Source organism: Martelella sp. (assembly GCF_984369615.1).
On the sequence record NZ_CFHTCS010000001.1, the window covers coordinates 45,070 to 63,591 of the forward strand.

General features: G+C 65.2%; 19 protein-coding genes and 1 pseudogene. 10 read left to right on the forward strand and 10 right to left on the reverse strand.

Annotation, left to right across the window (positions count from 1 at the left end; all coding sequences use genetic code 11):
- Both AC5DC2_RS00250 and AC5DC2_RS00255 read right to left on the reverse strand, forming a co-directional pair.
- A complete protein-coding gene (locus AC5DC2_RS00250) occupies positions 1-1,173 on the reverse strand; it encodes a muconate/chloromuconate family cycloisomerase (protein ID WP_491697066.1) in 1,173 nt (390 codons plus the stop codon).
- A 90-nt stretch (positions 1,174-1,263) separates the two neighbouring features.
- Positions 1,264-2,133: a dioxygenase family protein gene (locus AC5DC2_RS00255; RefSeq protein WP_491697067.1), complete on the reverse strand. Its 870-nt coding sequence runs from the start codon at positions 2,131-2,133 to the stop codon at positions 1,264-1,266.
- A 301-nt stretch (positions 2,134-2,434) separates the two neighbouring features.
- On the opposite strand from AC5DC2_RS00255, the gene AC5DC2_RS00260 reads away from it, so the two are divergent.
- From AC5DC2_RS00260 to AC5DC2_RS00290, 7 genes are all read left to right on the forward strand, one after another.
- Positions 2,435-2,824, forward strand: a complete 390-nt coding sequence (locus AC5DC2_RS00260) for a hypothetical protein (RefSeq protein ID WP_067262204.1) — start codon at positions 2,435-2,437, stop codon at positions 2,822-2,824.
- Complete coding sequence (locus AC5DC2_RS00265; protein ID WP_067262203.1) at positions 2,821-3,681, forward strand: alpha/beta fold hydrolase; 861 nt, start codon at positions 2,821-2,823, stop codon at positions 3,679-3,681. Before AC5DC2_RS00260 ends, AC5DC2_RS00265 begins: the two co-directional genes overlap by 4 nt.
- A gap of 293 nt (positions 3,682-3,974) precedes the next feature.
- Positions 3,975-5,240, forward strand: coding sequence for an ABC transporter substrate-binding protein (locus AC5DC2_RS00270; RefSeq protein ID WP_082851980.1), 1,266 nt, complete (start codon positions 3,975-3,977; stop codon positions 5,238-5,240).
- A 67-nt stretch (positions 5,241-5,307) separates the two neighbouring features.
- Positions 5,308-6,039 carry an ABC transporter ATP-binding protein gene (locus AC5DC2_RS00275; RefSeq protein ID WP_067262199.1) on the forward strand — a complete coding sequence of 244 codons (732 nt, stop codon included), beginning with the start codon at positions 5,308-5,310 and terminating at the stop codon, positions 6,037-6,039.
- Entirely contained in the window at positions 6,026-6,748 is a 723-nt protein-coding gene (locus AC5DC2_RS00280) for an ABC transporter ATP-binding protein (protein WP_067262197.1), read from the forward strand. The genes AC5DC2_RS00275 and AC5DC2_RS00280 overlap by 14 nt, the downstream gene beginning before the upstream one ends.
- Complete coding sequence (locus AC5DC2_RS00285) at positions 6,748-7,614, forward strand: branched-chain amino acid ABC transporter permease (protein WP_067262195.1); 867 nt, start codon at positions 6,748-6,750, stop codon at positions 7,612-7,614. Before AC5DC2_RS00280 ends, AC5DC2_RS00285 begins: the two co-directional genes overlap by 1 nt.
- Before the next feature lies 1 nt (position 7,615).
- Complete coding sequence (locus AC5DC2_RS00290; RefSeq protein ID WP_067262194.1) at positions 7,616-8,623, forward strand: branched-chain amino acid ABC transporter permease; 1,008 nt, start codon at positions 7,616-7,618, stop codon at positions 8,621-8,623.
- Between the two features lie 117 nt (positions 8,624-8,740).
- Here the strand turns inward: AC5DC2_RS00290 and AC5DC2_RS00295 are convergent, their stop codons facing one another.
- The 3 genes from AC5DC2_RS00295 to AC5DC2_RS00305 all read right to left on the reverse strand — a co-directional run bounded on the left by AC5DC2_RS00295 (position 8,741) and on the right by AC5DC2_RS00305 (position 11,451).
- Positions 8,741-9,223, reverse strand: a complete 483-nt coding sequence (locus tag AC5DC2_RS00295) for a flavin reductase family protein (protein WP_491697068.1) — start codon at positions 9,221-9,223, stop codon at positions 8,741-8,743.
- A 4-nt stretch (positions 9,224-9,227) separates the two neighbouring features.
- Positions 9,228-9,836 carry an FAD synthetase family protein gene (locus AC5DC2_RS00300; protein WP_067262193.1) on the reverse strand — a complete coding sequence of 203 codons (609 nt, stop codon included), beginning with the start codon at positions 9,834-9,836 and terminating at the stop codon, positions 9,228-9,230.
- 64 nt (positions 9,837-9,900) lie between these two features.
- Positions 9,901-11,451 (reverse strand): 4-hydroxyphenylacetate 3-hydroxylase N-terminal domain-containing protein, encoded by a 1,551-nt coding sequence (locus AC5DC2_RS00305; protein ID WP_067262192.1) that lies wholly within the window; start codon positions 11,449-11,451, stop codon positions 9,901-9,903.
- 157 nt (positions 11,452-11,608) lie between these two features.
- Between AC5DC2_RS00305 and AC5DC2_RS00310 the strand changes: the two genes are divergently transcribed.
- Positions 11,609-12,349, forward strand: coding sequence for an IclR family transcriptional regulator (locus AC5DC2_RS00310; protein ID WP_197470822.1), 741 nt, complete (start codon positions 11,609-11,611; stop codon positions 12,347-12,349).
- Here the strand turns inward: AC5DC2_RS00310 and pcaF are convergent, their stop codons facing one another.
- The 3 genes from pcaF to AC5DC2_RS00325 are packed head-to-tail and all read right to left on the reverse strand — an operon-like array spanning position 12,350 to position 14,933.
- Entirely contained in the window at positions 12,350-13,543 is a 1,194-nt protein-coding gene (gene pcaF / locus AC5DC2_RS00315; RefSeq protein WP_067262190.1) for a 3-oxoadipyl-CoA thiolase, read from the reverse strand.
- The gene (locus AC5DC2_RS00320; RefSeq protein WP_067262189.1) at positions 13,540-14,229 is read right to left on the reverse strand and encodes a 3-oxoacid CoA-transferase subunit B; all 690 of its coding nucleotides are present in this window, start codon (positions 14,227-14,229) and stop codon (positions 13,540-13,542) included. Before AC5DC2_RS00320 ends, pcaF begins: the two co-directional genes overlap by 4 nt.
- Positions 14,226-14,933, reverse strand: coding sequence for a 3-oxoacid CoA-transferase subunit A (locus AC5DC2_RS00325; RefSeq protein ID WP_067262188.1), 708 nt, complete (start codon positions 14,931-14,933; stop codon positions 14,226-14,228). Before AC5DC2_RS00325 ends, AC5DC2_RS00320 begins: the two co-directional genes overlap by 4 nt.
- 101 nt (positions 14,934-15,034) lie before the next feature.
- Between AC5DC2_RS00325 and AC5DC2_RS00330 the strand changes: the two genes are divergently transcribed.
- A complete protein-coding gene (locus tag AC5DC2_RS00330) occupies positions 15,035-15,805 on the forward strand; it encodes an IclR family transcriptional regulator domain-containing protein (RefSeq protein WP_067262210.1) in 771 nt (256 codons plus the stop codon).
- A gap of 6 nt (positions 15,806-15,811) precedes the next feature.
- Here the strand turns inward: AC5DC2_RS00330 and AC5DC2_RS00335 are convergent, their stop codons facing one another.
- A complete protein-coding gene (locus AC5DC2_RS00335) occupies positions 15,812-17,725 on the reverse strand; it encodes a PEP/pyruvate-binding domain-containing protein (RefSeq protein WP_491697069.1) in 1,914 nt (637 codons plus the stop codon).
- Between AC5DC2_RS00335 and AC5DC2_RS00340 the strand changes: the two are divergent.
- A pseudogene (locus AC5DC2_RS00340) lies at positions 17,645-17,935 on the forward strand (Tn3 family transposase); the annotation flags it as partial. The gene AC5DC2_RS00335 and the pseudogene AC5DC2_RS00340 sit on opposite strands and share 81 nt — an antisense overlap.
- A gap of 102 nt (positions 17,936-18,037) precedes the next feature.
- Here the strand turns inward: AC5DC2_RS00340 and AC5DC2_RS00345 are convergent.
- Positions 18,038-18,522 (reverse strand): Mu transposase domain-containing protein (locus AC5DC2_RS00345; RefSeq protein WP_491697070.1); only part of this gene is annotated, 485 nt, incomplete at its 5' end.

Here is an 18,522-nt window from a genome sequence, read left to right on the forward strand (position 1 = left end):
TTAGCTGCGGCGCGTGGCGTCGCGCAGGGCGTCGTGATCGACCTCGATCCCCAGACCCGGCCCCTGCGGCACCTCGATATGGAAATCGCGGAAGACGAGCCCCGAGGACGTCAGATCCTGCTTGAGGATACGGGACCCGAAGTGTTCGCAGCCCCATTCCAGCGTCGGAAGCGTCGAGAACACCGCGACATGGGCGGCAGCGCCGATCCCGCTTTCCAGCAGACAGCCGCCGTAAAGCTCCATGCCAAAGGCCTGCGCCACGCCCGCGGCGCGTTTCAGCTCCAGCATCCCGCCGGATTTCACGAGCTTGAGGGAATAGACGCTGCCGGTCGCCGCCATGCCGTTCTGCACAAGCTCCGGCGTGGAAAACGCCGCCTCGTCGGTCATGAGCGGGATCGCCGAGCGGGCGGCGATGCGCGCCGTCGCGGCCATCATGCCGGGGCGCAGGGGCTGTTCGACAAGCACGACGCCCATCTCGGCCAGTTCCGGCAGGTAGCGGATCGCGGTCGCCTCGGACCAGCCCTGATTGACGTCGACCACCATTTCGGTGCCCTCGGGCATGGAGCCCATCACCTTGCGCAGCCGGACCATGTCCTGCGCGGGGTCGTAAAACCCCAGCTTGATCTTGAACCGGCGGTGTTCGCGGGCGGCGAGTTTCGCCTTGGCTTCCTCGATCTCCTGATCGGCGTCGCCCGAGGCCAGCGCCCAGAGCACTTCGATCCTGTCGCGCACGACACCGCCCAGAAACGCGGCGGCGGGCAGGTTCAGCGATTTGCCGACCGCGTCGTAGAGCGCGCTTTCCACGGCGGCGCGGGCCGAGGTGTTGCGGCTGACCGCCTTGGCCATCCGCAGCGCGTTGGCTTCGAACAACGCCGCGTCCTGACCGATCAGGGCGGGGGCGATATAGGCGTCGATGTTGGCCTTGATCGCCTCGACGCTTTCTTCCGACCAGCGCGGGCCGCCGAGCGTCGATGCCTCGCCATAGCCGACGGTGCCATCACCCAGCGTCGCCTCGACGATGACAAAGGACTGATGCGTGATTTCGGTGTTGGACAGCTTGTGCCGCCGTGTCGTCACGCAATCCACGATCCGCGTTTCCAGCGCCTTGATCATCGTCGCGCTCGTGGCACCCCTGTCGATGTCCACGACATTGGCCTTGTCCGAAGCTCGCATTCTGCCCTTCCTTTTATCCGCCTGTATCGTCCGCGTTTCGCGCGACCGAATTCCCCGCGCCACCGGTCGGGCGGCGCGGGGCGTTTGTCTTTATTCGGCGGCCATCGCCAGCGACTGATCCGCGAGGGTAAAGTCGAACTGAACATAAAGGTCCGTGCCGTGTTCTTCGCTGCCCTTCTGGAAGGAGGCGATCAGGTTCTCTTTGACCGCAAAGACCGAGTCGTTGTCGAGATAGTCGGACGCACCGTCAAAAAGCTGCGAGATCAAGGGACGATAGCCGTCCTTGTTGACCAGCACGTGGATGTGCCCCGGACGCATCGTGTGGTGACCCATGAAGGAAATCATCTCGCCCGCAGTCCAGTCGGACGGGATCGGATAGGGCACCGGACGGATCGCGCGGAAGGCGTAGTAGCCGTTTTCGTCGGTCTCGAACCGGCCCCGCAGGTTGTAGTCCGGCTGATCCGGGTCGTGGTTTTCATAAAGCCCGTTGGGCGCGTCTTCCCAGACGTCGATCATGGCACCGGCGATCGGCTTGCCCGAGGCGTCCTTGACGTAGCCTTCCATGAACACCGTTTCTTCGTTGTCGAAATGCTTCTGCACGATGGATGCGCCATGCGGCAGAACCGGTGCGTTTTCGCGGAAGAACGGGCCGAGCACGGTGCCGGTCGTTTCGCCGTTGGGCGTCGGGTTCGAGATCATGTCGACAAGCACTTCGACGCCAAGGATGTCGCCCAGCAGAATGAACTCCTGCCGCTTGTCGGTGCAGACCGCCCCGGCACGGGCGAGGAAATCGCAGGCCTGCATGAACTCGCCATGCGTCAGGTTCACGTCTTTGCAAAAGCCATGCAGATGGCGCACGAGCGCGGTCATGATTTCCTTCTGCCGGGCCGGAATGGGGGCCGAGGCGCCGATGGCCTCAACGACGACGTCGGTGACGTTGTCCACGGTGACGTTACGCATGTGGGATCCTCCTGATGCTGCGTATTGGACCGCCCCGCCCCTCCTAGGCGTTTGGTGGCGGTCCTGAATGACCCTTGGACTGTGCACAACGGAGGGCACCGGGGGAAGCCGGGGGACGGGTATCAGCCGATACCCAAAATGCGATGTTCGGGCGATTTTCGCACGGATGGGGTATGAGACAGGTATCGGTCGATACCTTTCCCATAGCGCCTGACCGGTCCAAGGTATCTCGCACCGTTTCCCGCACCGTGCGAGGGCGCGGACAAAGCACAGGACAGTGGACGGGGCAGGGAGGCACGCCGTGATCGACACCATGCGACAGATAGAGACAAGGCTTGACGGGGCACCGCATCTGCACCGTCTGGGCGCGCTCTTTTCGGAAACCGTGCTGATCAAGATCGACGGGCTGGAATACTACCTCGTGTTCGACAAGGGCCGGATCGACCGGGTCGTGGAGGGGCCGTCCAAGAAGACGCCCTATCGCTTTGGCTTCGTCACCGACGGCGAGGCGCTGCGCGAGTTCTGGCGCGCCACGCCCAAGCCCGGCTTTCACGACATCTTTGCCATGGTTAAAATCGGCCGGGCCGAGATCGTGGGCGACATGCTGCTCTTGGTCAAGAACCTGCGCTTTTTCAAAGAGGTCCTTGCCCTTCCAAGGGACGCACGGACGACGCAGGAGGCACGCGCATGAGCATCGAACAGATCATGGGTCGCTATGTCACGGTGACCGTCCAAGGCCGCGCGCAACGGATTTACTTTGAGGAGGCCGGGCAGGGACGTCCGGTGCTGTGCCTGCACACCGCCGGGTCCGATACGCGGCAGTGGCGGCATATCCTGAACGACCCCGACATCACGGCGACCAACCGGATCATCGCCTTTGACATGCCGTGGCATGGCAAAAGCCTGCCGCCCGAGGGGTTCCAGACCGAGGAATATCTGCTGTCGACCGAAACCTATATGGAAACGGTGCTTGCCGTGGTCCGGGCGCTTGGGCTTGAGCGGCCCGTGCTTGCGGGCGTGTCCATGGGCGGGCGCATCGCGCTGCAACTGGCCGTGCATCATCCGGAGGCGTTCAGCGGGTTCCTTGCCATCGAGGCCAGTGATTTTCAGGCCGCGTGGTATGACATCGACTGGTTCCACCGCCCGGATGCCCATGGCGGCGAAATGGGCGCGGCGCTGGTGTCGACCAACATCTCGCCCCACGCGCCGGAGGTCGAGCGTTGGAATACGCTGTGGATGTTCATGCAGTCGGGGCCGGGCGTGTTTCGGGGCGACCTGAGCTTTTACACGCAGGACGACAGCCTCGTGGGGCAGTTGCACCGGATCGACACCGACCGGACTCCGGTGCACTTCATCGTGGGCGCCTACGATTTCACCTGCACGCCCGAGGATGCAAAACGCACGGCGGATCAGGTTCCCGGCGCGACGCTCGCCGTGATGGACGAGGTCGGGCATTTCCCGATGAGCGAACATCCTCAGGGCTTTCGCCCCTTCTTCATCGACGGTCTCGCCCGGATGCCCGCGGCACAGGCGCAGGCGGCGGAGTGATCCCCGCCGCGCCGACGCTGGCGGTGGCGGTGGCGGTGAGGTGACAGTCGCCATACCCGCGTAAACCGCTTTTCGGCGGCGCGAAAGCTGTGCCAAATCAGCGCCTTGCGTCATTGGCGGCTTTCGCGTCTGCCATGGCAAAGGGCCACACGACCGGACAGCCCGCCACCCCTGACCTCATCCAACTCTGGTATTGGCTGATACCTTTTCTTGCGCAAATCGAAGGATCAGGGTGCAGCGAAGGCATGGGGCCGAGGAACCCCGTGCAGTCATTTCAGAGGGAGGGAAACACCGTGTTTACACGTCGCAGATTCATGCAATCCGCAGCCGCATCCGGGCTTGCGGTCAGCGCGTCGGGGCTGGCGCTGCCGGCCTATGCGCAGAACAAGCCGATCAAGATCGGCTTCGTCACGCCCCAGACCGGGCCGCTCGCGATCTTTGCGGAACCGGATGCCTTCACGCTTGATCAGTTCAAGGCAAAGATCGGCGACGGGATCATGATCAACGGGGCCAAGCACCCGGTCGAATTCATCGTCAAGGACAGCCAGTCGTCATCGAACCGCGCCTCGAGCGCCGCGCAGGAGCTGATCTTTGAGGACGAGGTCAACCTGATCCTCGCGACCTCGACCCCCGACACGACGAACCCGGTGGCCGATCAGGCCGAGCTCAATGGCGTCGCCTGCATCACCAACGACACGCCGTGGCAGCCGCATTTCTTTGGTCGCGGCGGCGATCCGGCGGCGGGGTTTCAGTATACCTACCATTTCTTCTGGGGGCTTGAGGACGTCATTTCCGTGTTCATGGGCATGTGGGACAAGGTCGAGACGAACAAGGTCGTCGGCGCGCTCTGGCCCAACGATCCCGACGGCAACGGCTGGTCGCATCCCGAGCTTGGCTTTCCGCCGGTCATGGCCGAACGCGGCTACACGCTTGTCGATACGGGCCGCTACCAGAACATGACCGACGATTTCTCGGCCCAGATCTCCGCGTTCAAGGAAGCCGGAGTCGAGATCGTGACGGGCGTGCAGATCCCGCCGGATTTCACGACCTTCTGGACGCAGGCCGCGCAGCAGGGGTTCAACCCCAAGGTCATGCAGGCCGCCAAGGCGACCGAGTTCCCGCAGGCCATCGCGCCGCTTGGTGACCGGGCCAACGGCCTGTCGGTCGAGGTCTGGTGGTCGCCGCATCACCCCTTTGCCTCGTCGTTCACCGGGCAATCGTCCAAGGAGCTTGCCGACGCCTATGAAGCCGGGACGGGCAATGGCTGGACCATGCCGCTGGGGTTCAAGCATTCGCTGTTCGAGGTGGCGATCGACGCGTTGCAACGGACCGAGGATCCGACCGACGCGGATGCGCTGGCCAAGGCGATTTCCGAGACCAACCTCGATACCGTCGTGGGCAACGTGAACTTTGCGAACGGGCCGGTGCCGAACGTGGCCAAGACGCCGCTTGTCGGCGGCCAATGGCGGATGGACGGCAGCACCCCGGTGCTCGACATCGTTGAAAACAGCGATCACCCGGACATCCCCCTGACCGGCGAGATGAAGCCCATCGGCTGATTACGCAGCGCCCGGGGCGGTGACCTGCCGCCCCGGACCCGTTTGACCGATGTGATGGGGAGGGGACATGACCACATTGCTTAGCCTGTCCGGCGTGCGCAAATCCTTTGGTGCACTCGTCGTCGCGGATGACGTGACCTTTGAGCTGCCCAAGGGCCGGGCGCTGGGGATCATCGGTCCGAACGGGGCCGGGAAATCCACGCTTTTCAACCTGATCGGCGGCGCGCTCGCCCCATCGGCGGGCACGGTGCGTTTCAAGGGCGAGGATATAACCGGGACGACCGCCGCGGCACGGTGTCACGCAGGCATCGCGCGGTCGTTCCAGATCCCGCATCCCTTCGTGGGCATGTCGGTTTATGAAAACCTCCTGACCGCGGCGCGCTTTGGCGGATCGGGGTTTGACGACCCCACTGGGGCCTGCCGGGACATCCTGTCGCGCACCGGGCTTTTGGCGAAAGCCAATCGCCCGGCAGGCTCGCTCACGCTGCTCGAACGCAAGCGGCTGGAACTGGCCCGGGCGCTGGCGACGGGGCCGGAACTGCTTCTGCTCGATGAAATCGCGGGCGGGCTGACCGAGGCGGAATGTCACGACCTCGTCGCGCTGATCCGGGACATTCATGCCAGCGGCGTGACGATCATCTGGATCGAACACATCGTGCACGCGCTCTTGGCCGTGGTCGATCACCTGATGGTCATCGACTTTGGCAAGATCGTCGCGAGCGGCGACCCGACGTCGGTCATGGCCGATCCGATGGTGCAGGAGATTTACATGGGGATTTCGGTCGATGACGCTGCCTGAGACACTGCTTGAGACAAGGTCGCTCACCGCGCATTACGGCGATTTCCAAGCGCTCTTCGGCGTCGATTTCGCGATGGAGGCCGGCGAGACGGTCGCGATCATCGGCGCGAACGGGGCGGGCAAGTCGACGTTCCTGCGCTGTCTCACGGGGCTGCATCCGACGCCCGGTCAACAGATCATCTTCGACGGCCAGCCCATCGCGGGCATGGCGGGCGACCGCATCCACAAGGCGGGGCTGGCCATGGTGCCCGAGGGGCGGCGGCTGTTTCCGTCGCTGACGGTCGAGGAAAACCTGCTGATCGGCGGGGCGGGCAAACGTCCGGGGCCATGGACGCTGGCCGCCGTTTATGACCTGTTTCCCGATCTGGTGGCGAAACGGTCCAACCCCGGCACCGCGCTGTCGGGCGGGCAACAGCAGATGGTGGCTATCGGGCGCGCGCTCATGTCCAACCCCAAGCTGCTGGTCTGCGACGAGATCAGCCTGGGTCTGGCCCCCAAGATCATCAAGGACATCTATCAGGCCGTGCCGCAGATCCGCGAACGCGGCACCTCGATCCTCGTCGTCGAACAGGACGTGGGGCAGGCGATGGCGGTCGCGGACCGGGTATTTTGTTTCATGGAGGGGCGGGTGACGCTGACCGGCACGCCCGCCACGCTGACGCGCGACCAGATCGCGCAGGCGTATTTCGGAATGGGGGAGGTGGCCTGATGGTCTGGGTCAACGCAATCCTGCAAGGCATCCTTCTGGGTGGGCTTTACGCGCTTTTCGCCGCGGGGCTGAGCCTGATGTTCGGGGTCATGCGGTTCATCAACATCGCGCATGGCGATTTCATCGTGGTCGGCGCCTATGCGATCCTGTTCTTCATCGTGTCATGGGGCCTGCCGCCCGCCGTGGGCGTCGTGCTGGTCATCGCGCTTATGGCCGTGGCCGGATACCTCAACCAGAAGTTCGTGCTGAACCGGGTGCTGGGCAAGGACATCCTGCCCCCGATCCTCGTCACCTTTGGCCTGTCGATCATCGTGCAGAACGCGCTGCTCGAAGGGTTTTCGGCAGACAGCCAAAAGCTCGCCACCGGTTGGTTTGAGACCGCTTCCATCCCGCTGGGACAAGAGCTTGCCATCGGGCTGCTGCCGCTCCTCATGTTCCTCACCGCCGTGGGCGTGATCGCGGGGCTTCAGTGGATATTCTACCACACGGCGCTTGGCCGGATGCTGCGCGCGACATCGGACGATCCCGAAATCCTGCCGCTTATGGGGGGCAACCGGGCGCATACCTTTGCGCTCGCGACCGCGCTTGCCTCGGTCGTCGTGGGGATCGCGGGGATATGGCTTGCCATGAAGACGAACTTCGACCCCGCCGCCGGCCCCGCGCGTCTGCTTTTCGCGTTCGAGGCGGTGATCATCGGGGGGCTTGGCAACCTGTGGGGCACGCTTCTGGGCGGGATCATCCTAGGCGTCGCGCAGGCCATCGGGGCGCAGATCGACGCGGGCTATCAGATCCTCGCAGGTCACCTCGCCTTTCTTATCATCCTCATTGTCCGGCCCACCGGGCTGATGCCGAAAGTGGTGCACTGACATGGCCGCGACCGACCTTGGAAAAATCGACAGCCGCCCCTCGCCCCTGCGCCTGATCCCCGCCGCGATCCTGCTGGTCGCCGTTCTGGCGCTGGCCGCCGCGCCATGGTGGGCGGGCCGGGCCGATCTGCGCCTGTTGATGGAGGCGCTCGCCTACCTCGCGCTTGCCCAGATGTGGAACCTGCTTGCGGGTTACACCGGGCTCGTTTCGGTCGGACAGCAGGCCTATGTCGGGCTGGGCGGCTATCTGTTCTTTGCGCTCACGATCTTTGCGGGCGTCCCCGTCATTCCGGCCATGGCGCTGGCCGCGCTGATCACCGCGCTGATCGCGATCCCGACCGGCTGGATCGCCTTTCGCCTGAACGGGGCCTATTTCGCCATCGGCACATGGGTCATCGCCGAGGTCTTTCGCCTGGTCGCGGCGCAGGTGGCCGCGCTGGGGGGCGGGTCGGGCATATCGCTGCCCGTGGGGATCGTGCGCGCGCTAGGCGACCGGGCGGCCATCGAGATGACGATGTATTACATGGCCTTTTTCATCGGCATCTCGTCGGTCCTTTTCGTCTGGCTCCTGCTTCGGTCGCGCTGGGGCCTTGCGCTGACCGCGATCCGCGACAGCGAGCTGGCGGCGGAAACGCTGGGCGTGAACACGCGGCGGGTCAAATTCCTGATCTATGTGATCACCGCCGGGTTCACCGCGCTCGCGGGCAGTTTCATCTTTCTGCAAAAGCTGCGGATCACCCCCGACGCGGCGTTTTCGCTGAACGACTGGACCGCGTTCGTCATCTTTATCGTCGTCATCGGCGGGATCGGCACGATCGAGGGTCCGATCCTTGGCGTCATCGTGTTCTTTGCCCTGCGCGAAGTCGCCGCCGACTGGGGCACATGGTATCTGATGCTCATGGGCGGCATCGCGATTGCGGTCATGCTGATCGACAAGCGCGGACTTTACGGCTGGCTCAAGCATCGTCTGGGTCTGGTCCTGCTGCCGACCAACCGGACGCTCGACTGACCGTGACCCAATTGACCCTGGCCCAACTGACCCTGATCCAGACGCAATAGGGGCGCCCTCTGATCGACCGAGTGATCAACAGAGGGTGCCCCGATCCCGTTTCGTGACGAGGACTGACTACGAAGCGAGACCCGCGAAACGCCCGCCATGGAAGAGGAGAGGCAGGGCATCCCTGTTGCGTTCGATATGGGTGACATGGCCGATGAAGAGCGTGTGATCGCCCGCCTCGACCTCTTGCACGACATCGGTGAGGAATACGGTCGATGCCCCGGGAACGACGGGCAGCCCGTCGATATGCACGAAGGGGTCGGTCATCGTGGGGTCGAACTTGCCCGCGAAGTGGAGCGCCAGCCCCTCCATCCCGTCGCCCAGCACGCTCACCGCATAGCGGTGCGAGGCGCGGACCTTGGCCAGCATCTTGGACCCGTGATCGAGCGAGATCGAGATCAGCGGCGGGTCGAGTGACACCGACATGAACGCATTGGCGGTCATCCCGTGGTCGCCCTCGTCCGTGGCGGTCGAAATCACCGTGACGCCGGTGGCAAAGGACCCGCAGGCGTCGCGCAGGTCGCGGGGATCGATATGAGGCATGTCTTTCATCGTTTCAGGTCCGTTGAAATCTGAGATCGGCGGTCAGAAGCCGCCCGACCATCTGTTTCGCCCCGTCAAAGGGGCCTTGGAGCGCGTCGGCCTCGGCCAGCCGCCCGGCGGCGCGCAGGGCACGGATCCGGGTCGAGGACACCGTTTCGCCCGCGTCGCAGGCGACGGGGGTGGCAAGCGTGACGGCAAAGCGTGTGGCAAGCAGGTCCGTGTCGCCGGACTGCCGGTGACCAAAGCGGAAATCATGGCCCACGTGGATGCGCGTGGGGTTCACCGCCGCGAGGTCGTCCATGAACGCCTCGGCAGAGCGCGCCGCATAAAGACGGTCGAACCGCGCGACCACGATCAGGTCGGGGCCCAGATGCGCGATCCGGGCGAGCTTTTCGGTCAGGCTGCACAGCGGTTTGGCGCGGCCAAATACCACCTTGGGCGGCGGGTCAAAGGTCCAGACGACGGATGGCACCCGCACCGCCCGCGCCTCGGCCACAGCCGAGCGGATCAACTGCTGATGCCCCCGGTGGACGCCGTCGAAGGCGCCGATGGCCATGACGCTTGCCGGCAGATGCGCTTGGCGGTCTGACAGGATGCGGGTCTGAATGCCGGTGAAGTCCATAGGTATGCTCCCGGAAAAAACCGCCCGGCCCACGGGATGTCGCAGGCCGGGCGTCACTGGTGACTTACTGAAAGCCGCCGGTCAGACGGTTCACGTCCCACGGGTTGATCATGTCCGGCGCGGTCCAGCCGTCGAGCCCGTATTCGGCCATGTAGTCCTCGACGAGCTGGTGCATCATCTCCATCTCGCCTGTGGCCTGCGCCGTCAGCATCGTCTCGATCCGGATGTTTTCGTAGTTCCCGGCGTAGTTGCTTTCATAAAGCTCATGCCGCCCGCCGAACTCGGACCCCATCGCGTCCCACAGAAGCTTGAGCAGCTTGACCCGGTCCACGGCCACCATCCCGTTCGACCCGCGCACAAAGCGGTCGAGATAGGGGCGCACCTCGTCCGAGCCGAAATCGAGCGCCGAGGACGGCAGATAGATCAGGCCCGAGGCCACGTGCCGTTCGATAAGCTCCTTGATACGGGAATAGGCCATGGGCGCAAAGACCCGGTAGGCGAGGCCATAATTGACGTTGGGCAGGACATAGCCATCGGTGCCCTCCCACGGGACCGGCGATTTCACCATCGCGTCCGAGATGCCCCAGAACAGGTTGCGCCAGGCGATCACCTCGCCCACCGCCGTCTGCGGACCACGGAACACCGCCGACCCCGTCGCCTCCAACGCCTTGGCGAAGAGGCCCGAGATAAAGTCGAGCTTCACGGCCAGCCGGGTGACGCCGTGCAGGGTAAAGCGCGGGATAAAGCCCGAGGCCGGAAAGAAGGCGTTGATCTTTTCCACGTCGCCGTAGACGAAGATGTTTTCCCAGGGCACCAGCACCTTGTCGAACACGAGGATTGAATCGTTTTCGTCCAGACGCGACGACAGGGGGTAATCGAACGGCGTGCCCATGACGCTCGCGTTCAGTTCATAGGAGGCGCGGCTGATCAGCTTGACCCCTTCCGCATCCATCGGCGCGGTAAAGATCAGGGCGAATTTCTTTTCTTTGATCGGAATGCCGTAGTGGGCGATAAAGTTGTAATGCGTCAGCGCCGATCCGGTCGCGACGACCTTGGCCCCGGATACGACCACGCCCGCGTCTGTCTCTTTCTCGACCTGCATATAGACGTCGCCGGTTTCCTCGACGGGCAGATGCCGGTCGATGGGCGGGTTCACGATGGCATGGTTCCAGTAATCCAGCCGCTCCTGCGTCTTGGCATACCACGCTTTGGCGTTGCCCGCGTATTCGCCATAGAACCCGCTGTTGGCGCCCAGCGTGCCCAGAAACGCCGCCTTGTAGTCCGGGGCGCGGCCCATCCAGCCGTTCGCCACGCGCTGCGTCTCGACGATGGCATCGCGGCCCGCGATCAGGTCTTCGGCGGTCTTGGTGCCCTTGAAGAACGGATGCGTCCAGCCGCCCGATCCGGTGTCCGTGGGCCGCCCCAGCGTGTCCTTGCGGTCATTGAGCCGGTCATACCAGCGCGCCACCATGCGCGACGAATTGCGAAACGCCGGATGTTTGGTCACGTCCTTGACGCGTTCGCCGTGGACGAAAATGCAGCGCCCGTCCTGCAGGCTTTCCAGATATTCGGCGCCGGTATAGGGCGCAGTCGCCTGCGTTGTCTGATCTTTCATGAGTTCCTCCCTTTTGTCTCGGCACCGGAAACCGGCCCCGCGAATAGGCACGAGGAAATGGCAAATTCGCCTCTGTTTAAAGGTATCGGACCATACCGCGCTTTTTTCCGTTCATTCCGGAAAGATGGTTTTGCAACGGACCAAGGAGGCGGCGAAGATGGGGACAATCCGGAAAGTGGGCGATGTGTTGCGGCTTTTTTCCGTAAACGAGCCGGAACTGGGGCTGAGCGATATTTCCCGGCGGATGGGCATGTCGACGAGCGGGTGTCATGACCTCATGGACGGGCTGCGCAAGATCGGGATGGTCAGCCGGGTCGGGCGCGGGCGCTATCGGCTGGGACCGATGATCTCGTCGCTCTACCGGGTGCTTATCGACACGTCGGCGCTGGTCGATACGGCGCGCCCGACGCTGGAACGGCTGGTCGAGGACTATGGCGAGACGGTGTTTCTGACGGTGCTCGACCGGTCGCGGCTGGTGGTCGCGGATGCGATCGAGGGGCGCAAGGGTCTGCGGGTGTCGCGGGGGATATTGGACGGGGACATCCTCGTGCACGAAACGCCGGTGGGGATGCTGCATCTGTCGGTGGCGGGCAAGGCGCGGCAGGAGGCCTATTTCGACGCGCACAGCGGCGCGCGCACGCCGCTTCTCCCGCCGGACCGGCGCGATGCCGAGCTTGAGGCGATGGCGGAGAAAGGTCTGGCCATGGGCCCCATCGCGACCGAGCGCGACGTGATCTGCGTGGCCGCGCTGTTGCGCAACCATACCGAGATCCCCTTTGCGGCGCTGTCGATCTGCGTGCCCAAGTCGCGTTTCGACGAACAGCCCCGCGCGTTCATGACCATCGCCCAGACCGCCGCGACGCGGATCAGCGCCGATCTGGGAATGGTGGTCGGCTGATCAGAGCGCCTCGAGCGCGAGCGCGATCCCCTGACCGACGCCGATGCACATGGTGGACAGGCTTTTCTCGCCCGGCTTCAGCTCGAGCATCGCGGTGCCGGTGATCCGGGCGCCCGACATGCCCAGCGGGTGACCAAGCGCAATCGCGCCGCCGTTGGGGTTCACGCGGGCGTCGTCGTCGGCAATGCCCAGATCGCGCAGGGTGGCCAGACCCTGCGAGGCAAACGCCTCGTTCAACTCGATCACGGCAAAGTCGTCGGGCGTCAGCCCCAGCCGCGCCATCAGCTTTTTGGACGCGGGCGCGGGGCCAAAGCCCATGATGCGCGGCGGCACGCCAGCGGTCGCCCCGCCCAGCACGCGGGCGATGGGGGTCAGGCCATGGCGTTTCACCGCCGCCTCCGACGCGACGATCAGCGCCGCCGCCCCGTCGTTCACGCCCGAGGCATTGCCCGCCGTGATCGTCCCGTCCGGGCGCACGATGGGTCTGAGCTTGCCCAGCGTGGCGATGTGCGTGGCGCGGGGATGTTCATCGGTGTCAACGACCGTGTCGCCCTTGCGCCCCTTGATCGTGACCGGCACGATTTCCTTTGCCAGCCGTCCGGACGCAATCGCCGCCGCCGCACGGGTTTGCGAGCGCAGCGCAAATTCGTCCTGATCGGCGCGCGAGATGCCAAAGTCGTCGGCCACGTTCTCGGCCGTCTCGGGCATCGAATCCACCCCATGCGCCGCCTTCATCAGCGGGTTCACGAAGCGCCAGCCGATGGTCGTGTCGTAAACCGCGTTGGCACGGGAAAAGGCGCTCTCGGCCTTGGGCATGACGAACGGCGCGCGGCTCATCGACTCGACGCCGCCGGCGATAGCGAGGTCGATCTCGCCCGCCCGGATCGCGCGTGCCGCCGACATTATCGCGTCCATGCCCGACCCGCACAGCCGGTTGATCGTGGTGCCCGGCACGTCCACCGGCAGCCCGGCCAGCAGCGCCGACATCCGCGCGACGTTGCGGTTATCCTCGCCCGCCTGATTGGCGCAGCCATAGTAGACCTCGTCCACCGCCGCCCAGTCGACGCCCGCGTTGCGGGACATGAGCGCGGCGATGGGAATGGCCCCCAGATCGTCGGCCCGCACGGGCGACAGCGCGCCGCCAAAGCGGCCAATCGGGGTGCGGATGTAGTCGCAGATGTAAACGTCGGTCATGCCAGTTCCTTTGGACAGATCAGATCGCGCACCTCGCCCTCGGTGTGCAGCTTTGCGCCCGTGAGCGCCTGCAGATCGTCAAACGACAACCCGGTCACTTTTTCGCGCAGCACGAAATGCCCGTCCACGACGTCCACCACGGCGAGCGAGGAATAGATGCGGGTGACGCAGCCGACCCCGGTCAGGGGCAGGGTGCAGGCCGCCACCAGTTTGGGCGCGCCGGATTTGGTCACGTGATCGGTCAGAACCGCGATCCGTTTCGCGGATTGGACAAGGTCCATCGCCCCGCCGACCCCCGGAATGCCGCCCTTGCCGGTGGACCAGTTCGCCAGATCGCCGTTCTGCGCGACCTCATAGGCCCCCAGAATAGCCACATCCAAATGCCCGCCGCGCACCATGGCAAAGCTGTCGGCATGGTGGAAAAAGCTCGTCCCCGGCTTCAGCGTGATCGCCTTTTTCCCGGCGTTGATCAGATCCCAGTCCTCGTCACCGGGGGCGGGCGCCTTGCCAAAGTCCAAAACCCCGTTCTCGGTGTGGAAAATGGCCTGTTTGCCCGGCGGCTGGAACCGCGCGACCATCTCGGGAAAGCCGATGCCAAGGTTGACATAGGCCCCGTCTTCGATGTCCTGCGCCGCCCGCCAGGCGATCTGCGCGTTCGAAAGTTTGATGTCGGTCAGGTCGATCATGGATACACCGCCTCTGCTCGGTTCAGGTCTTCTTCCTGCGCCGGGTTCGCGACCTCGACGATGTGCTGCACGAAAATGCCGGGGGTGATCACATGTTCGGGGTCGATTCCGCCCAGGTCCACCACCCGCGTCACCTGCGCGATGGTGGTGGTCGCCGCCGTGGCCATGATCGGGTTAAAGTTCCGCGCGGCCATGCGGTAGGTCAGGTTGCCATGGGGATCGCCCAGCTCGCCCTTGATCAGCGCGAAGTCCGCCTTGAGCCACAGTTCGCGCACGTATGAGCGGCCCTCGAACACGTCGATCTGCTTGCCCTCGGCCACCTCGGTGCCAAAGGCGGTGGGGGTGTAGAACGCCGGGATGCCCGCGCCGCCCGCCCGGATGCGTTCGGCCAGCGTGCCCTGCGGGACGATCTCAAGCTCGATCTTGCCCGCCTTATAGGCGTCGTTGAACACGACCGGATCCGCCGAGCGCGGGAAGGAACAGATCAGCTTGTCCACCTGTCCCTGTTCGATCAGCGCGGCAAGGCCCACATGCCCGTTGCCCGCGTTGTTGTTGATCACCGTCAGGTGACGCGCCCCGTGGTCGATCAGCGCGTGGATCAGTTCGACGGGCGAGCCAGAGCCGCCGAAGCCGCCGATCATGACCGTCGCCCCGTCCGGGATCTGGGCCACCGCGTCGGCGGGCGAAGAAATGCGTTTGTCCATCAGACACCTCCTGACCTTCGGGTTACGCGGCCACGCGGCGGCGGGGAAGCAAAGATGTTCGCATGTTGACCTTTGTTCATATCTCGCGCATTCCCGTTCGCATGGTGAACAAATCCACCCCTCGCACCGACTTCATCGCGTCGCTCGCCAAGGGGCTGCGCGTGGTGGAATGCTTTGGCGCCGACACGCCGCGCCTGACGATCACCGACGTGGCCGCGCGCACGGGCTATGACCGGGCGACCGCGCGGCGCTGTCTGCTCACGCTGCACGAGGCGGGGTATGCGGACTATGACGGCAAGTTCTTTACGCCCACGCCCAACATGCTGCGGCTCGGGATGGGGGCGCTCGCCGCGCTTCCCCTGCCGCAGGTCGTGCAGCCGTGGCTCGATCAGCTTTCGGACCAGATCGGGCAATCCACCAGCGTCTCGATCCTCGACGACACCGAGATCGTCTATCTTGCCCGCGCGGCGCAGAAACGGGTGATGTCGATCGGCCTCATGCCCGGATCGCGGCTTCCGGCCCATTGCACGTCGATGGGGCGCGTGTTGCTCGCCGCCTTGCCCGAGGCTCAGGCGCGGGCGGTGATCGATGCCTCGAACCTTGCCCCGCGCACGGCGATGAGCCTGACGGACCCCGATCAGATCATGGCCGAACTCGCCCGCGTGCGCGCGCAGGGCTATGCGATCATCGATCAGGAGGTCGAGATCGGGCTGCGCTCCATCGCGGTGCCGCTGCTTAACACGCGCGGCGCGGTGGTCGCGGCGCTGAACACCGGCGTCTCTGCGGTGCAGGAAGACGCCGGTGCGCTGGTGACGCTTTACCTCGACCGGCTGCGGCGCACGCAGGCGGGGTTGGCCCGCGTGCTGCCCTAGGCCCGGCTACTCGGTCCGCACCCGCCCGGACAGGCGGATCAGTTCCTCATGCAGTTCGAACCAGACGGTGTGATAGCTGTCCTTCATCGGATGGGCGACCATGTCGCGGTCCCCGGCGGCGATCCCGTCCAGCGCGGTTTCGAACCGGGTCTGGTAACGGGCAAGACGCGGGACGACCTTGGACACCTCGGCAAGGATCGGGGTGATCGCGTCGTTGACCGCGTGAAACGCCGCCATCTGCGGTTCGATCCGGTCCTTCACCTGCGCTGCCGTGTCCACATACCACGCGTCGATCTGCGCGACCGTTTCGGGCGCGGGGCGGTAGCGGCCGCGCGGCATGGCGATGATCGCCTCGGACGCGACAAGGTCGGCCAGAACCGCCTCGACCTCGGACACTTCAGCGCCCAGCACGGCGGCGATGGCAGCGGTGTCCCCCATGCCCTTGAGCGCGAGGACGCGGGACACGGTTTCGGTGGTGGCCGCTTCCCCGGTGCCGCCGGATTGGGCCGGGTCGGCAACTGTGCCCGGCAGATCGCGACGCCACGCCTTGAGGATCGCGACTTCCGGCGCCTCGATTTCTTCGCGGTGATGGGCACCCAAGAGCACCTCGCCGCTGGTGCCGTCGACGGTGATCACGGTGCCCGCCGGGACCCTGCGCCCGTTCACCACGATGCCCTCCGCCGTCACCTCGATGTCGGCGGCTCCGACCACGGCGGGCAGGCCCCAGCCGCGGGCGACGACGGCGGCGTGGCTGACATGGCCGCCGCGGGTCGTGAGGATGCCGACCGAGGCCGCCATGCCCGCGATGTCGGCGGGCGATGTTTCGCGGCGCACGAGGATGACCGCCTCGCCCTTGCCCTCGGCCTCGACCGCCGCCTCGACGGTGGTGACGAGCGCCCCGACCGCCTGACCGGGCGAGGCACCGAGGCCGGTGGCGATCAGGTGCTCGGCCTTGGACCCGGTGGGCGCATCGGTGTTCGCGGCCAGCATCGGCGGGTTTTCTAGGATCGCGGCCACCCGTTCCAGCGCCTCGGCGCGGCTCAGCGGGAAATCCGGATCTTCGGCCATGTCGATCGCCATACGAAGGGCTGCGCGGGGGCTGCGCTTGCCGGCGCGGTATTGCAGCATCCAGAACTTGCCGCTTTCCACGGTGAACTCGATGTCCGCCAGATCGCAGAGGTCACGCTCCAAAAGCCGTGCGGTTTCGGTCAGCTCGGCGGTGACGTCCGGCCAAAGCTCGGCCAGCCGGGACATGGGCAGCGTCTGATGCGTGCCCGCGACCACGTCCTCGCCCTGTGCGCCTTGCAGGAAATCACCCATCAGGCCGGGCTTGCCGTCCGAGGGACAGCGCGAAAACGCGACACCGGTGCCCGACCGGTCGCCCAGATTGCCAAAGGCCATCATCTGCACCGTGGCCGCGGTATACAGATCGTCGGATATGTTTTCGAGCCGCCGGTAGGTCCGCGCCCGGTCACAGGTCCATGACGCAAAGACCGCCCCGACCGCCTCGCGCACCTGCGTCAGCGGATCGGCGGGCACGTCATAGCCACGCGCGGTGAAATCGGCCCGCAGCGCGCGCGTCGCGGCCTCGAGCGCGGCGGTGTCGAGCGATGCGCCGTCGTCGTGGCCCAGATGCGTCTCGCTCACCTGCCGCACGATGTCGGAGGGCGCGCCAAGCACGACCGAGACATAGGACTGCACGAACCGCCGCAGCGTGTCCCAGCCAAAGCGGGTGTCGCCGGTCGCGCGCCCCAGCCCCTCGGCCGTGCCGCGCGTCATGCCCGCGTTCAGCACCGTGTCCATCATCCCCGGCATCGAAATCGGCGCACCGGAACGCACGCTGACCAGAAGCGGCGCATCGGCGTCGCCCAGCCGTTTGCCCGTCGCGGCCTCAAGCTCGGCCAGACAGCGGGTCAGCACTATCGCATGGCCGGTCTCAATCTACTCGCCGCCATTATCATCTACTGGAACACCAAGCACCTCGGTCAGGCCGTCGCCGCACGGCAGCGGGCCGGTCTGAATTGCGATCCCGCTCTGCTCGCGCATATCTCCCCGCTCGGATGGGCCCATATCCTGCTCACCGGCGAATACCGGTGGCGGCGGCAAGTCGGGGCAAAAGTTGTGAAGTAATCATCCCTATTTCTTGCCACCTTCACGGCCACCAAACGGGCGCACCAAGCTCATCGCCACAACGAAGGCGGCCACAGGGCTCAAAACCGGGAGTATGGGATGTTAACGTACGATCCTGCACTCAGCCGTAACAGACCCCCCATAGCGGCGCTGATGCGCGGCGATGCGCTTGCCACGGTGGAATATCTCGATCATCCGGGCGGTGGCACGGATATCGACCTGCTGGCGGATGAGGCCGTGCGGGACGGAATAGAAGAAGCTCTTGAACTCGACGTGATAATCCGTCGAGACCCGCGCCAAGCGCCATTCGGCGAACTCGTAGTCCTCTGCGGGAAGGGTTGCGAGGGCTGGGCGTTCGACCGTCTCGAAGAGATGCCGGCGGCTGACGCCGAGCCGGCGCATGACATGATCGTTGATGCGCGCGAGCATCTCGGCGATCGCGGCATTGGCCTCGGCAAGCGAGAAGAAGGTCTGCTTGCGCAGGCGGCCGAGAATGCAGCTCTGGGCAAAGCGCACGGCGTTCTCGACCTTGGCCTTATCTGGCATGATCACGCTGACGCCTCGATATCTTTGCCGCACTTCGGTGG

Excerpts from the sequence above, each read along its gene's own strand:
- AC5DC2_RS00255 (WP_491697067.1), bottom strand. The coding sequence starts at position 2,133 with ATGCGTAACGTCACCGTGGACAACGTCACCGACGTCGTCGTTGAGGCC.
- AC5DC2_RS00320 (WP_067262189.1), bottom strand. The coding sequence starts at position 14,229 with ATGATCGACCTGACCGACATCAAACTTTCGAACGCGCAGATCGCCTGG.
- AC5DC2_RS00250 (WP_491697066.1), bottom strand. The coding sequence starts at position 1,173 with ATGCGAGCTTCGGACAAGGCCAATGTCGTGGACATCGACAGGGGTGCC.
- AC5DC2_RS00325 (WP_067262188.1), bottom strand. The coding sequence starts at position 14,933 with ATGGACAAACGCATTTCTTCGCCCGCCGACGCGGTGGCCCAGATCCCG.
- AC5DC2_RS00330 (WP_067262210.1), top strand. The coding sequence starts at position 15,035 with ATGGTGAACAAATCCACCCCTCGCACCGACTTCATCGCGTCGCTCGCC.
- AC5DC2_RS00280 (WP_067262197.1), top strand. The coding sequence starts at position 6,026 with ATGACGCTGCCTGAGACACTGCTTGAGACAAGGTCGCTCACCGCGCAT.
- AC5DC2_RS00305 (WP_067262192.1), bottom strand. The coding sequence starts at position 11,451 with ATGAAAGATCAGACAACGCAGGCGACTGCGCCCTATACCGGCGCCGAA.
- AC5DC2_RS00290 (WP_067262194.1), top strand. The coding sequence starts at position 7,616 with ATGGCCGCGACCGACCTTGGAAAAATCGACAGCCGCCCCTCGCCCCTG.
- pcaF (WP_067262190.1), bottom strand. The coding sequence starts at position 13,543 with ATGACCGACGTTTACATCTGCGACTACATCCGCACCCCGATTGGCCGC.
- AC5DC2_RS00295 (WP_491697068.1), bottom strand. The coding sequence starts at position 9,223 with ATGAAAGACATGCCTCATATCGATCCCCGCGACCTGCGCGACGCCTGC.
- AC5DC2_RS00275 (WP_067262199.1), top strand. The coding sequence starts at position 5,308 with ATGACCACATTGCTTAGCCTGTCCGGCGTGCGCAAATCCTTTGGTGCA.
- AC5DC2_RS00310 (WP_197470822.1), top strand. The coding sequence starts at position 11,609 with ATGGGGACAATCCGGAAAGTGGGCGATGTGTTGCGGCTTTTTTCCGTA.
- AC5DC2_RS00300 (WP_067262193.1), bottom strand. The coding sequence starts at position 9,836 with ATGGACTTCACCGGCATTCAGACCCGCATCCTGTCAGACCGCCAAGCG.
- AC5DC2_RS00265 (WP_067262203.1), top strand. The coding sequence starts at position 2,821 with ATGAGCATCGAACAGATCATGGGTCGCTATGTCACGGTGACCGTCCAA.
- AC5DC2_RS00285 (WP_067262195.1), top strand. The coding sequence starts at position 6,748 with ATGGTCTGGGTCAACGCAATCCTGCAAGGCATCCTTCTGGGTGGGCTT.